The organism is Variovorax sp. GW821-FHT10C12 (assembly GCF_059415405.1).
The window spans coordinates 257653-270742 of sequence record NZ_JBWKNE010000001.1 but is presented as its reverse complement, the minus strand read 5'-3'; the positions used below and the strand labels follow the sequence as shown (position 1 = coordinate 270742).

12 protein-coding genes and 1 pseudogene are annotated in these 13090 nt (G+C 69.5%); 5 read left to right on the top strand and 8 right to left on the bottom strand.

From position 1 onward, the window contains the following. Positions 1-49: 49 nt before the first annotated feature. Both AC07OH_RS01230 and AC07OH_RS01225 read left to right on the top strand, forming a co-directional pair. On the top strand, positions 50-1288 hold the full coding sequence (locus AC07OH_RS01230; protein ID WP_062470580.1) for a multidrug effflux MFS transporter: 1239 nt from the start codon (positions 50-52) through the stop codon (positions 1286-1288). A 12-nt stretch (positions 1289-1300) separates the two neighbouring features. Further along, on the top strand, positions 1301-2428 hold the full coding sequence (locus tag AC07OH_RS01225; RefSeq protein WP_495299309.1) for an HPP family protein: 1128 nt from the start codon (positions 1301-1303) through the stop codon (positions 2426-2428). Positions 2429-2569: 141 nt separating this feature from the next. Here the strand turns inward: AC07OH_RS01225 and AC07OH_RS01220 are convergent, their stop codons facing one another. From AC07OH_RS01220 to AC07OH_RS01210, 3 genes are read right to left on the bottom strand one after another with little or no spacing between them, the layout of a single operon-like run. After that, positions 2570-3556 (bottom strand): tripartite tricarboxylate transporter substrate binding protein, encoded by a 987-nt coding sequence (locus AC07OH_RS01220; protein ID WP_495299308.1) that lies wholly within the window; start codon positions 3554-3556, stop codon positions 2570-2572. A 34-nt stretch (positions 3557-3590) separates the two neighbouring features. Further along, complete coding sequence (locus AC07OH_RS01215; RefSeq protein WP_495299307.1) at positions 3591-4790, bottom strand: CaiB/BaiF CoA transferase family protein; 1200 nt, start codon at positions 4788-4790, stop codon at positions 3591-3593. Continuing rightward, entirely contained in the window at positions 4787-5734 is a 948-nt protein-coding gene (locus AC07OH_RS01210) for a hydroxymethylglutaryl-CoA lyase (RefSeq protein WP_495299306.1), read from the bottom strand. Before AC07OH_RS01210 ends, AC07OH_RS01215 begins: the two co-directional genes overlap by 4 nt. A 100-nt stretch (positions 5735-5834) precedes the next feature. Between AC07OH_RS01210 and AC07OH_RS01205 the strand changes: the two genes are divergently transcribed. From AC07OH_RS01205 to AC07OH_RS01195, 3 genes and pseudogenes are all read left to right on the top strand, one after another. Continuing rightward, entirely contained in the window at positions 5835-6752 is a 918-nt protein-coding gene (locus tag AC07OH_RS01205; RefSeq protein WP_495299305.1) for a LysR family transcriptional regulator, read from the top strand. A gap of 120 nt (positions 6753-6872) precedes the next feature. Further along, positions 6873-7766: pseudogene (locus AC07OH_RS01200) on the top strand (MBL fold metallo-hydrolase); the annotation flags it as partial. Beyond that, entirely contained in the window at positions 7760-8485 is a 726-nt protein-coding gene (locus tag AC07OH_RS01195) for a DsbA family protein (protein WP_495299304.1), read from the top strand. The pseudogene AC07OH_RS01200 and the gene AC07OH_RS01195, both read left to right, overlap by 7 nt. Here AC07OH_RS01195 and AC07OH_RS01190 read toward each other — a convergent pair. From AC07OH_RS01190 to AC07OH_RS01170, 5 genes are all read right to left on the bottom strand, one after another. Next, positions 8482-8781 carry a putative quinol monooxygenase gene (locus AC07OH_RS01190; RefSeq protein ID WP_495299303.1) on the bottom strand — a complete coding sequence of 100 codons (300 nt, stop codon included), beginning with the start codon at positions 8779-8781 and terminating at the stop codon, positions 8482-8484. The genes AC07OH_RS01195 and AC07OH_RS01190 overlap by 4 nt on opposite strands. Positions 8782-8899: 118 nt before the next feature. Beyond that, a complete protein-coding gene (locus tag AC07OH_RS01185; protein WP_495299302.1) occupies positions 8900-10603 on the bottom strand; it encodes a tannase/feruloyl esterase family alpha/beta hydrolase in 1704 nt (567 codons plus the stop codon). A 39-nt stretch (positions 10604-10642) separates the two neighbouring features. Continuing rightward, positions 10643-11350, bottom strand: coding sequence for an ABC transporter ATP-binding protein (locus AC07OH_RS01180; protein ID WP_495299301.1), 708 nt, complete (start codon positions 11348-11350; stop codon positions 10643-10645). Further along, positions 11343-12107: an ABC transporter ATP-binding protein gene (locus AC07OH_RS01175; RefSeq protein ID WP_062470612.1), complete on the bottom strand. Its 765-nt coding sequence runs from the start codon at positions 12105-12107 to the stop codon at positions 11343-11345. Before AC07OH_RS01175 ends, AC07OH_RS01180 begins: the two co-directional genes overlap by 8 nt. Further along, a complete protein-coding gene (locus tag AC07OH_RS01170) occupies positions 12104-13090 on the bottom strand; it encodes a branched-chain amino acid ABC transporter permease (RefSeq protein ID WP_062470615.1) in 987 nt (328 codons plus the stop codon). The genes AC07OH_RS01175 and AC07OH_RS01170 overlap by 4 nt, the downstream gene beginning before the upstream one ends.

Here is a 13090-nt window from a genome sequence, read left to right as displayed (position 1 = left end):
CGTTTTTCCACCGACACACAACACACAAGTACAACGGAGCCGCCTTTCCATGAATCCCGACGCAGACAAACTCTGGCAGGCCCCGCGCTGGGCGCTTGCCGTGCTGCTCGCCGTGCTGGGCATGCTCGGGCCCTTCTCCATCGACACCTACATCCCGGCCTTCTCGGGCATTGCGAAATCGATCGGCGCGACGCCGGCCGAGATGCAGCAGACGCTGTCGGCCTACCTGTTCGGCTTTGCCTTCATGAACCTGTTCCACGGCGCGCTGTCGGACAGCTTCGGGCGCCGGCCGGTGGTGCTGTGGGGGCTGGCGGTGTTCACGCTGGCCTCGCTGGGCTGCGCGCTGTCGCAGAACATCACGCAGCTGGTGCTGTTCCGTGGCCTGCAGGGCCTGTCGACCGGCGCCGGCATCGTGGTGTCGCGCGCCGTCATCCGCGACATGTTCCCGCCGGCCGAGGCGCAGCGGGTGATGAGCCAGGTCACGATCTACTTCGGCGTGGCGCCGGCCATCGCGCCCATCGTGGGCGGCTTCCTGTTCGTGCACGCGGGTTGGCACTCGATCTTCTGGTTCCTCGTGGCCGTGGGCGTGGTGCTGTTCGTCGCCAACTACAAGCTGCTGCCCGAGACGCTGCACAAGGACCACCGCCAGCCCTTCCAGGTGCGCCACCTGATGCGCGGCTACCGCGACCTGTGCTCCGACCCGCGCTTCCTGCTGCTGGCCTTCGCGAGCGGCGTGCCCTTCAACGGCATGTTCCTCTACGTGCTGGCCGCGCCCGCGTTCCTGGGCGACCACCTGGCGCTGCAGCCGCAGCAGTTCTTCTGGTTCTTCCTGCTGACCATCGGCGGCATCATGCTCGGCGCGCGCGCCAGCGGTCGCATGGCCGGCAAGGTCGCGCCCAAGCGGCAGATCCGCGACGGCTTCCTGATCATGATGGTCACCTCGGTGGTCAACGTGGTGGCCAACATCTTCTTCCAGGCGCATGTGGCCTGGGCCGTGTGGCCGCTGGCGGTGTTCGCCTTCGGCTGGGCGCTGATGGTGCCGGTGGTCACGCTGCTGGTGCTCGACCTGCACCCCGAGCGCCGCGGCATGGCCTCGTCATTGCAGGCCGTGATCGGCTCCACCGCCAACGGCGTCGTGGCCGGCGCGGTGGCGCCGCTGGTGATGCACTCCACGCTGGCACTGGCCCTCACCTCTGCGTTGATGCTCACGATCGGGCTGGTCGCCTGGGTCTGGCTGCACCACCGCTGGCCCGACATCGGGCGTCGGGTGGCGCACGAAGAAGCCTGAGGGGGACGGGGGATGCGATTCGCCGCACTGTGGACTTATCTGCGCGCCTGGCTCCCGGGCCCATCCAACGTCAACGCGCGCGAGCGCCTGCGCGCCGTGGGCGGCGCAGGCATCGGGCTGCTGATCACCGGCCTGCTGTGCCGCTGGCTGGCCGTCCCGCTGGAGCACGCCGTGTGGCTGGTCGCGCCGATGGGCGCCACCGCCGTGCTGGTGTTCGCCGTGCCCGCCAGCCCGCTGGCCCAGCCCTGGTCGGTGATCGGCGGCAACACGCTGTCGACGCTGGTGGGCATCGCCTGCGCCAGCTGGATTCCCGACACCGCCGTGGCCGCCGCCGTGGCCGTGGCGCTGGCCATCGGCCTGATGTTCTTCACGCGCTGCCTGCACCCGCCCGGCGGCGCGGCGGCGCTGCTGGCGGTGCTCACGCACACCACCGATTTTTCGGCGGCGCTGTTCCCGGTGCTCGTGAACTCGCTGCTGCTGGTGCTGGCCGGCGTGGCCTACAACACGCTCACGGGGCGGCGCTATCCGCACGTGCAGGTGGCTCGCCCGCCCTCGCCCGACGCGCGCTTCAGCCAGGCCGACATCGACGCCGTGCTGGCGCGCTACAACCAGGTGCTCGACATCAGCCGCGACGACCTCGAGTCGCTGATCCAGCAGACCGAGCTCGAGTCGTACAAGCGCCGCCTGGGCACGCTGCATTGCGCCGACATCATGTCGCGCACGCCGATCTCGGTGGAGTTCGGCACGCCTCTGCAGGAAGCCTGGACGCTGATGCACCAGCACCGCATCAAGGCGCTGCCGGTGACCGACCGCACGCGCCGCGTGGTCGGCATCGTCACGCAGGCCGACTTCTTCCGCCAGCTCGACCTGCAGCACCACGACGGTATCGCCGGCCGGCTGCGCGACCTGATCCGCGCCACGCGCACGGTGATGTCGAACAAGCCCGAGGTGGTCGGCCAGATCATGACGCGCCAGGTGCGCGTGGCCAGCGCCGACCGGCCGGTGGTCGAGCTGGTGCCGCTGTTCTCCGAAGGCGGACACCACCACATTCCGATCATCGATGCAGAGAAGCGGCTGACGGGGATGATCACGCAGTCGGATTTCGTGCGGGCGCTGTACCGCGCGGTGAGCCCGGCGTAGGCCTCGCCCGTGTGTTTCTCCCTCCCCTACCGGGGGAGGGTCGGGGTGGGGGCACGACGGCGTCCACAACGACGCGGCGCCTCATCGAAGGCCGCTTGCCCCCATCCCAGCCTTCCCCCGGGAGGGGAAGGGGCAAGACATTCATTCCAAAACGACGTTCGCCTTCTTCACCAGCGCCGCATAGCGCGCGGCCTCGCTGCGGAAGTAGCTCGCAGCCTCTTCGGACGACGTGGGCTTGATGACATTGCCCTGCCGGTCCATCGCCTCGCGCACCTCGGCACTGGTGTAGGCGGCCACCACGGCGTCGTGCACGCGCTTGATGTCGGCGGCCTGCATCTTCGGCGGGCCGATCACCGCGAACCAGCCTTCGACCGCGTAGTTCGGCAAGCCTTGCTCCGCAATCGTCGGAATGTCCGGCGCGGCCGGCGAGCGCGCCGGTCCGCACACGCCGATGGCGCGCAGTGCGCCGCTCTTGATGTGCTGCTGCACGGCCGGCAGTGCGACCACGCCGATCTCGACCTGGCCCGCCATCATGTCGGTCACCATCGGGCCCGTGCCCTTGTACGGAATGTGCCGCGCCTTCACGCCAGCTTCGTCCATGAACATCTCGCCGGCCAGGTGGATGATGGTGCCGTTGCCCGACGAGGCGTAGTTGTAGCCGTCGGGCCTGGCGCGCAGCAGCGCCACGAGTTCCTTCACGTTCTTCGCGGGCAGCTTGGGGTTGACCATCAGCACCAGCGGCGTTGCGCCCACCACGCTGATCGGCGTGATGTCATTGATCGCATCGAACGGCATCTTCTTGAACACGCTCGGGTTGATCACATGGTTGTTCGACACCATCCCGAGCGTGAGCCCGTCGGGCGCCGCCTTCACGATGGCCGACGTGCCGGTGAGACCGCCCGCGCCCGGCATGTTCTCGATCACCACCGGCTGGCCGAAGGCCTTGCCGAGCGCCACCGAGGCGGCGCGCACGATGTTGTCCACGCCCGAGCCGGCGCTGATCGGCAGGATGAAGCGGATCGGTTTGTCGGAGCCCTGCGCAAAGGAAGGCAATGCGGCCAGCGCGGCGGCACTCGCGCTGAAGCCCAGCATCGCGCGGCGGTTCATCGGGAAGAGGTTCGTGGTCATGGTCTTGTCTCTCGTCTTGTTTTTGAGGAAGCAATCAGGCGATGGCCGCGTCGGCATGCATCGCATCCACCTGCGCGCCGGCATAGCCCAGCTCGGCCAGCAGCGCGCGCGTGTGCTCGCCCAGCGTCGGCGGATGCAGGCGCACGCCCAGCCGCTCGCCGCCGAGCGTGATCGGGAACAGCGTCGTCTGCGCCATCTCGCCGGCCCGCTTGCCGTCGGGCAGGCGGATGTCGGCGAGGCCGCCGGTGGCCTGCAGGTGCGGATCGGCATACAGGTCTTCGGGCCGCGTGATCGGCGCGAACGGCAGGCCGCGCGCTTCGAAGATCGCCGACAGCTCGGCGGCCGAACGGTCGGCCAGGCGCGTGCGCAACGCGGCCAGCAAGGTCGGGCGCAGGCGCACGCGGTCGTTGTTGGTCTGTAGCGTGGCGTCGGCCTTCAGGTCGTCGAAACCCAGCGCGTCGCAGAAGGTCTTCCACTGCGCGTCGCTCACGGCCGCCAGGAAAATCTGCTCGCCGTCCTTCACGGTGAACACGTCGTACAGCGCCCAGGCCGAGATGCGCTCGGGCATCGGCGCCGCCGCCTGCCCCGTGATGGCGTACTGCAGCATGTGCTGTCCGACCAGGAACACGTTGTTCTCGAACAGCGCCGACTGCACCTCCTGCCCCCGGCCGGTTTCGGCGCGCTGCATCAGCGCGGCGATGGCGCCGATGGCACCGAACATGCCGCCCATGATGTCGTTCACGCTCGTTCCCGCACGCAGCGGATCGCCGGGGCGCCCGGTCATGTACGCGAGCCCGCCCATCATCTGCACCACCTCGTCCAGCGCGGTGCGATGCTCGTAGGGACCGGGTAGGAAGCCCGTGTGGTTCACGTACACGAGGCGCGGATTGAGCTTGCCCAGCGCGGCATAGCCCAGGCCGTACTTGTCCATCGTGCCGGGCCGGAAGTTCTGCGCCACCACGTCGGCCGTGGCGCACAGGCGCAGCGCAGCCTCGAGCCCCTGCGGATGGCGCAGGTCCAGCGCGATGCTCTTCTTGTTGCGGTTGAACATCGGGAAGAAGCCCGCGCCCGCGCCCAGCAGGTGCCGCGTGCGGTCGCCGTCGATGGGCTCGACCTTGATGACCTCGGCGCCCAGGTCGGCCAGCACCATGCCGCAGGTCGGCCCCATGACCATGTGCGTGAACTCGACCACGCGGATGCCCGCGAGCGGCAGGCGTTTGGCTTCGGTGCTCATGCGGCGACGCCTTCCGCCGGTGCAAAGGTCTTCGGAAAGCCCGCGCGCCACACCGTGCCCTGCAGCGTCTCGCCGTCGAGCCAGCCGGCCACGCGCTTCCTCAGATCGAGCAGCTTCGGCAGAGCAACGCCGGTGGCGACACCCATGCTCTCGAGCATGAAGACGAGGTCTTCGGTGTCGACATTGCCGCTCGCGCCCGGTGCATGCGGACAGCCGCCGATGCCGGCCAGGCAGGCGTCGAAGCGCGTGATGCCGACCTCCAGCGCGGCGTAGACGTTGGCCAGGCCCAGCCCGCGCGTGTCGTGGAAATGGCCGCACCACAGGCGGTCGCCTGCGATGCGCAGCGCGCGCTCGAACAGGCTGCGCACCATGGCCGGATCGGCGTAGCCCACCGTGTCGGCCAGGCTCACGCGGTCGGCGCCGGCATCGAGCAGCGCCTGCATCAGGCGCAGCACCTCGTCGGGGTCGACATGGCCCTGCAGCGTGCAGCCGAAGGCCGTGCCCACGCCGCCGTCGATCAGCGTCTTCGAGCCCGCCGCGTCGCGCGCCGCGCGGATGCGGCCGACCTCGGCCACCACCTCGTCGGGCGTCTTGCGCAGGTTGGCCAGGCTGTGCGCGTGGCTGGCCGACAGCGGCACCATCATCAGGTCGGCTTCACCGGCGATGGCGCGCTCGGCGCCCTTGAGGTTGGGCACGAGCACCGAGGCGAAAAGGCCCGGCAGCGTCTTCGCATACGCCAGCAGCTCGGCCGTGTCGGCCAGCTGCGGCAGCAGGTGCGCCGGTACGAACGAGCCGACCTCGATCTCGCGCTGGCCGGCCGCGTGCGCGTCGCGAATCCATTCGAGCTTGTGCGCCGTGGGCAGCACGCGGGCAATGCTTTGCAGGCCATCGCGCAGGCCCACTTCGCGGACGACCGCGCGCGGCGGCAGGAAGGCGTGAATCAAGAGCGTGTCTCCGTCGTGAGGGAATGACGTCGATCGTAGAAGTTCCGATTCGGTCCTGAAGGTATATTTTGGAAGCCGTTTGCTTCCTGATTGGAACTTCATGAGAGACCTCGACCTGACCACCCTGCGCCTGTTCGTCGCCGTCTGCGACAGCCGCAGCATCGCGCGCGCGGGCGAGCAGGCCAACATCGTCGGCTCGGCGATCAGCAAGCGCCTCGCGCAGCTCGAAGACACGGTCGGCACGCCGCTGCTGCTGCGCAAGCGCCGCGGCGTGGTGCCCACGCCGGCCGGCGAAACGCTGCTCGAACACGCACGCGCGATGCTCGGCAGCGCCACCCGGATCGAGCGCGACATGGCCGCCTATGCCGGCGGTGCGCGCGGGCATGTGCGCATCCTGGCGTCGGCGTCGGTCATGGCCGAGTCGCTGGCCGAGGACGTGGCGGGCTTTCTGCAAGACCCGGCGCACCGCAACATCCGCGTCGACATGGAAGAGCGCGTGAGTCCCGAGATCGTGCGCGGCATCCGCGAGGGCATCGCGTCCATCGGCCTGTGCTGGGACGCGGCCGACCTCGACGGGCTGGAGCGGCGCGACTACCGCTCGGACCACCTGGCCATCGTGGCCCACCCGTCGCACCCCGTGGCCCGCCACGACGCGGTGCGCTTCGAGCAGGTGCTCGACCACGAATTCGTCGGCATGCCCGCGCTGAGTGCCGTGCAGTTGATGCTCGCGCGCGAGGCGGCCGTGGCCGGCAAGCCGCTGGTGTACCGCGTGCTGGTGTCCAACTTCGATGCGGCGCTGCGCGTGGTGCGCGCCGGGCTGGCCATCAGCGTGGTGCCGGCGGAAGTCGCCCGGCCCTTCACCGAGGCCTTCGGGCTGCGGTTGATGCCGCTCACGGACGACTGGGCGCGTCGGCGTTTCGCGATCTGCTTTCGCAGCGAGGCGGCGCTGTCGCCCTCGGCCCAGTTGCTGGTCGCGCACCTCGAGCGCTGTGCCACGGACCGCTCGGAAGCCACCTGATTCGTCCGATATCAGAAACGATCCATTGTGCTGGCGGTGGTTTTTGTTTCGTTTCGCGCAACCTAACATCCGCTCTGTTCACGCTGTCACCCTCAACCTCATCGACCGAAAGACACCGCCATGTTCCGCAGAACCCTCGTTGCCGCCGCCGCCCTGTCCGCCGCATTCGCCCTCGCGCCCTTCGCCGCCCAGGCCGCCCAGCCGCTGAAGATCGACGTCTACAACCCCGGCACGAAGTCGATGTTCCCCGTGTCGTCGGTGCTGGTCGCCGGCGCCACCGACGCCGTGCTGGTCGACGCCCAGTTCCAGCGCAACGACGCGCAGGCGCTGGTGCAGAAGATCAAGGACAGCGGCAAGAAGCTGACCACGGTCTACATCAGCCACAGCGACCCCGACTACTACTTCGGCCTGGACGTGATCCGCGCCGCCTTCCCCGACGCGAAGATCGTCGCCACGCCGCAGACCGTCGCCGCCATCCAGGCCTCCAAGGACGGCAAGCTCGCGCACTGGGGCCCGATCCTCAAGGACAACGCGCCCCAGGCGCTGGTCGTGCCCGAGCCGCTGGCCGGCGACAGCCTCGTGCTCGAAGGCAAGAAGATCCAGGTCGTCGGCCTGGACGGCCCCTCGCCCGCACGCACCTTCGCGTGGATTCCCTCGCTGAAGGCGGTGGTAGGCGGCATTCCGGTGTCGGCCAACATCCACGTCTGGGTGGCCGACACGCAGACGGAGCAGTCGCGCCGCGACTGGGTCAAGACGCTCGACCGCATCGCCGCGCTGCACCCCAAGACCGTGGTGCCCGGCCACTACCTGCCGAACGCCGACGGCTCGGCGCCCTACACCGTGGCCTCGGTGAAGTTCACGCGCGACTACCTGAAAGCCTTCGAGACCGAAGCCGCCAAGGCCAAGGACTCGGCCGCACTGATCGCCGCCATGAAGCAGCGCTACCCGAAGCTCGAAGACGCCTCGTCGCTCGAACTGGGCGCCAAGGTCATCAAGGGAGAAATGAAGTGGCCGCAATAACCGACAACAACGGCGATACCGCCACCCTGCACTGCATCTTCGATCCGCTGTGCGGCTGGTGCTACGCCGCCGCGCCGCTGGTCGAGGCCGCGCGCACCGTGCCGGGCCTGCGCGTCGAACTCCACGCCGGCGGCATGATGACCGGCGCCAACCGCCGCCCCATCACGCCGCAGTGGCGCGACTACGTGATCCCGCACGACAGGCGCATCGCCGAACTCACCGGCCAGCCCTTCGGTGAGGCCTACTTCGAAGGCCTGCTGCGCGACACCGGCGCGGTGATGGACTCCGAACCGCCGATCACCGCCATCCTCGCCGCCGAATCGCTGCGTGCGGGCGGCGGGCTGGACATGGCGCACCGCGTACAGCAAGCGCACTACGTCGAGGGCCGGCGCATCGCGGAGGCCGGCGTGCTCGCCGAACTGGCGGCCGAACTCGGTTTCGACGCCGAAGCCTTCGCTGCGGCCTTCGCGCAGCACACGGGCGACGTCACCGCACGCCACATCGCCGCGAGCCGCGACCTGCTGCAGCGCGCGGGCGGCCAGGGCTTCCCGACCTTCGTGCTGGCGCAGGCCGATGGCAACGCGGGGCGCATCGACATCGGACCGTGGCTGGGGCGTGCGGACGACTGGAAGGCGCAGCTCGCCACCTTCGTCGCGCCGGCGCCTTCTGCAACGGCATCCGAAGCCTGCGGCCCCGACGGCTGCGCGATCTAGGCAACCTTCTCCAGGAACACCAGCCGGATCGGCGCGTCCAGCAATTCGTCGAATCGCTTTTCGAAGGATTGGAAATACGGCGTGGCGAAGTGCGCATCCAGCGCGGCCTGGTCCTGGAACGACTCGCGCATGTAGAAGCTGCCGGGCTCGTCGCGCAATTCGAACAAGGTGTAGTCGAGGCAGCCGGGCTCCTGCCGCGTGGGCGCCACCAGCGCGCTCAAGGCGTCGCGCAGCGCCTCGCGCTGGCCGGTCTTGGCCTTCAGGACTGCGATGCTGATGAGGGGCGTGGTGCTCATGGGTCGTTGTGAAGTTCGGATGCCAGCAGTCTGCGGCGACCCTCGCACATGAAAAAGCCCCTTCGGCCCGGAACTCTTTCAATCGCCCCTTGAAGATCGCGACCGCTTCAAGCGCGCGCTACCGGCTGCACTGGAAGCTCGCCGCCTGCGACGCATCGCCATTCACGTAGCGCGGCCACAGCGGCCACTCGCACAGCGGACGCGCGCGGGTGGTCTTGAACGGCGGCTGCACTTCTTGTTCAAGCAGCTGCAGCCCCGACGGCGCACGCCCGCGCTCGACCCAGTCGGCCAGCGCGCCGAGCATGTCGACGTTGGCCGGTGCGCCGCTGCCCACATGGTCGACACCGGGCGCGGTGTACAGGCGCATGAAGCGGTCCACGTTCTCGCGGCCCATGCGTGCCACCACCGACTCGTAATAGCGGATGCCCGCGAACGGGCTCTGCGCGTAGTCGGCCATGTGCTCCAGCATCAGCAGCTTGCCGCCGCGCGCATGGAAGGCGCTCAGGTCGGGGTTGGTCGAATCCATCAGCTGCGACACGGTGGCGATGCGGGCCGCGAAGTCTTCGGCGCGGTAGTTGCGCACGTCGAGCGACGGATTGCGCGCATAGAAATACTGCAGCGCCCCGCTGCCATAGAACCACGCGATGCCGTTGCTCGGCTGCGGCGGCACGGTCGGTGCGGCGGTGCCCGTCCACCACGCGTTCCATCCGCCCATCGATGCGAAGGCCGGCGTGCCTTCACCGCCGATGCCCCAGCCCGGGTACTCGGTGACGCCATGCGCCAGCGGCACGGGCGAGCGCCACGAGGAGCGCAGCGTGCGCACCGCCTGCGCCTGCGCGTCGTTGAGGCAGTTGTCGCCGCTCGTGCCCGACGCGCAGCGCAAGGTGGCCGGGTCGAAGCGCTGCAGGCAGGCCACCGGGTTCGACACGATGCGGTCGGCCACGCCATCCGTGGCGTCGCACGACGCGAGCACCGCGTTGTGCACCAGCTGCACCTGCGCGGGCCGCAGCCAGCCTTCGCCGAAGGTGGCGATGCCGTTGCGCGTGCCCGCATGCTGCAGACCGGTCCAGTTGATCACCGGCACGCGGCTGACGATGCCGTCGAAGTCCTGCGGATAGCGCTGCGCCATCGTGAGCGCCTCGCGCCCGCCTTCGGAGCTGCCCATGAAGTAGAGCTTCTGCGGTGCGTGGCCGTAGGCGCGCTGCGTCAGCGCCACCGCCACGTCGCGCACCTTCTTGTACGAGGCATGCGCGAAGTTCACGAGCGCCTCGTCGTTGAGCGCAAAGGCCTGCGGCGGCTGGCCCTGCACGTTCTGGTGGCCGGAGTCGGTGCCGTAGGTCACGTAGCCTTGCGCCAGCGGCGTGGGCAGGTCGAAGCGCGCGGCAGGCACCAGCGCCAGACCGGTGATCAGCGTGCCGTTGAAGCCGCCGCCGCCGTACTGCACGCTGCGTCCGTTCCACGCGAGCGGCAGGTTGACCTGGAACAGGATCGGCGGCGCGCTCGCGTCGACCGGTGCGATGCGCCCGAGCACCTTGCAGTACGCAGGCATCGCCGGCGTGATGCGCGACGCGGGGCTGGGGCCGCGCTCGGCCACGGCCAGTGCAGACGCCGGCACGAGCGCTGCCGAGTCGATCGTCGCCGCGCCGCTGGGCAGCCCGATGGCGCTGGCCGTCACCGGCGCGGTGAGCGCCGCGCAAGCCTGGGCCGGATCGGCGCCAAGGCCGAGGCGCGTGGGGCCGGTCGGGGCCGTGCCGCATGCGGCGAGCAAGGCGGCGGTCGCCAGCATGGCGCCCCCGCTGAACACTGTCTGGGGGATCGCCATCTGTCTGTCTCCTAGTAGTTCGTTGTGACTGACCAGCCGCTACCGCGCCACGCCCAGCAGCCGGTCCAGCACCTCCGGCTGCGCGCGCAGCGCCGCCGCAGTGTCGGCATGCACGATGGTCCCGTGGTCGAGCACCACGGCCTGGTCGGAAATCGCGAGGATCGCCTGCGGGTGCTGCTCCACGATGATCGCGGCCAGCCCTTCGCCCTGCGTGATGCGGCGGATGGCGCGCAGCAGCTCTTCCACGATGATGGGCGCCAGGCCTTCGAGCGGCTCGTCGAGCAGCAGCAGCTTCGGGTTGAGCACCAGCGCGCGGCCCACGGCCAGCATCTGCTGCTCGCCGCCCGAGAGCTGCGTGCCCAGGTTGGTCTTGCGCTCGGCCAGGCGTGGGAACATCTCGTAGACGCGCTGCGGGCTCCACTGGCCCGGCCGCTCCACGGCGGTGAGGTTCTCATGCACCGTGAGTGACTTGAAGATGTTGCGCTCCTGCGGCACCCAGCCGATGCCCGCCGCCGCGCGCTGGTGCGGCTGCAGCTTGTGCAGCGCCGCCTGCCCACCGAGCGCGATGGTGCCGCCGTGCTGGCGCGTGGCGCCGGCCAGCGTGTTGATGAGCGTGGTCTTGCCCGTGCCGTTGCGGCCCAGCAGCGCGAGCGTCTGGCCCTCGCCGAGCGTGAACGCCACGTCGTGCAGCACCACGGCCTCGCCGTAGCCGGCGCTCAGGTTCTCGATGCGCAGCAGTTCAGACATGGGCATGTTCTCCGTGGCCCAGGTAGACCTCTTTGACCTTCGGGTCGTTGGCGATCGTCTCGGGGTCGCCTTCGGTCAGCAGCGCGCCGTTGACCAGCACCGTCATGCGGTCGGCGAAGCTGAACACCAAGTCCATGTCGTGCTCGATGAGCAGCACCGACACGTCGGCCGGCAGCGCGGCCACGGTCTGCAGCAGCTCTTCGCGCTCGCCGGCAGGCACGCCGGCCACGGGCTCGTCGAGCAGCAGCACGCGCGGCTCGCAAGCCAGCGCGATGGCGATCTCCAGCAGGCGACGCTTGCCGTAGGCCATGAATTTCGTCTGCTGCTGCGCAACGTCGGCGAGGTGGAACTGCTCCAGCAGTTGTCCTGCCCGCTCGGCGATGCGCTTGTCCGCGCCCAGCGGGCGCCACCATTGCGCGCCGATGCCCTTGTGCTGCGACACCACGAGCGCCAGCGTTTCCAGCGGCGTCATCGAGTCGAAGAGCTGGTTGATCTGGAAGGTGCGCACCAGCCCGCGCGCCACGCGCTTGTGCGGCGCGAGCGTGGTGATGTCTTCGCCGAGCAGCGAGATGCGGCCTTCGGTGGGCGTGAGCACGCCCGTCAGCAGGTTGATCAGCGTGGTCTTGCCGGCGCCGTTCGGGCCGATGAGCGCATGGCGCGCGCCGCGCTTCAGTTCCATCGTGACGTTGTTCGTGGCGGTGATGCCGCCGAAGCGCATCACGAGGCCTTGGGTCGAGAGCACGGTGTCGGTGGTCATGCCGCACCGCCCTTCTTCTTTGCAGCGCCGAACCAGGTCCACGGCTTGAGCAGGCGGTCGCGTCCCACGAGCACCAGCAGCACGAGGATGAGGCCGATCCAGAACATCCAGTACTGCGGCGTCACCGACGACAGCCAGGTCTGCAGCAGCTTGAAGACGATGGCGCCCGCCACGCCGCCGTAGAGCCAGCCCACGCCGCCGATGACCAGCATCAGCAGCACGTCGGCCGAGCGGTCGAAGGCCAGCACGTCGAGCGAGGCGAAGCCGGTGGTCTGCGCCAGCAGCGCACCCGCGGCGCCCGCGATGCCGGCGGCCACGGTGTAGACCACGGCGAGCCGCGACACCACCGGGATGCCGATGGCCATGGCGCGCAGCCGGTTGTCGCGGATGGCCTTGAGCGTGGCGCCGAAGGGCGAATGCACGATGCGGCGCATCACGAGGAACAGCACGAGCATCACGGCCAGCGAGTACCAGGCGGCCGTGCGGCCATACAGGTCGAACTCGAAGAGGCCGAGCACCGGCCCCATGACCACGCCCTGCAGGCCGTCGGCGCCGCCGGTGAGCCAGTCGAGCTTGTTGGCGAGTTCGAGCAGCAGCAGCGCGGTGCCCAGCGTGACCATGAGCCGCGTGAGGTCGCTGCCGCGCAGGATGGTCACGCTGGCCACGAGGCCCAGCACGGCCGACAGCACGGTGGCGAACACGAGGCCGACGGTCGGGTCGGGCATGACGAGCTTGGCGAACAGCGCGGCGGCGTACGCGCCGAAGCCGAAGAAGGCGGCGTGTCCGAGCGACACGATGCCGGTGTAGCCGAGGATCAGGTCGAGCGACATCGCGAACAGCGCGACGATGGCGATCTCGTTGACCAGCAGCGAGTGCGAGGGCATGGCCAGCGGCAGCGCGAAGGCCACGGCCCAGACCACGAACTCCCAGGGGCGCCAGCGCGCGGTGCGCAGCAGGGCCGATTCATAGGCAGGCGCGCTCAT

What these genes read in the sequence shown, in the direction of transcription:
- AC07OH_RS01205 (WP_495299305.1), top strand. Translation starts at nt 5,835, where the DNA reads ATGAGAGACCTCGACCTGACCACCCTGCGCCTGTTCGTCGCCGTCTGC.
- AC07OH_RS01180 (WP_495299301.1), bottom strand. Translation starts at nt 11,350, where the DNA reads ATGTCTGAACTGCTGCGCATCGAGAACCTGAGCGCCGGCTACGGCGAG.
- AC07OH_RS01185 (WP_495299302.1), bottom strand. Translation starts at nt 10,603, where the DNA reads ATGGCGATCCCCCAGACAGTGTTCAGCGGGGGCGCCATGCTGGCGACC.
- AC07OH_RS01225 (WP_495299309.1), top strand. Translation starts at nt 1,301, where the DNA reads ATGCGATTCGCCGCACTGTGGACTTATCTGCGCGCCTGGCTCCCGGGC.
- AC07OH_RS01215 (WP_495299307.1), bottom strand. Translation starts at nt 4,790, where the DNA reads ATGAGCACCGAAGCCAAACGCCTGCCGCTCGCGGGCATCCGCGTGGTC.
- AC07OH_RS01220 (WP_495299308.1), bottom strand. Translation starts at nt 3,556, where the DNA reads ATGACCACGAACCTCTTCCCGATGAACCGCCGCGCGATGCTGGGCTTC.
- AC07OH_RS01175 (WP_062470612.1), bottom strand. Translation starts at nt 12,107, where the DNA reads ATGACCACCGACACCGTGCTCTCGACCCAAGGCCTCGTGATGCGCTTC.
- AC07OH_RS01230 (WP_062470580.1), top strand. Translation starts at nt 50, where the DNA reads ATGAATCCCGACGCAGACAAACTCTGGCAGGCCCCGCGCTGGGCGCTT.
- AC07OH_RS01170 (WP_062470615.1), bottom strand. Translation starts at nt 13,090, where the DNA reads ATGAGCGCGCCTGCCTATGAATCGGCCCTGCTGCGCACCGCGCGCTGG.
- AC07OH_RS01190 (WP_495299303.1), bottom strand. Translation starts at nt 8,781, where the DNA reads ATGAGCACCACGCCCCTCATCAGCATCGCAGTCCTGAAGGCCAAGACC.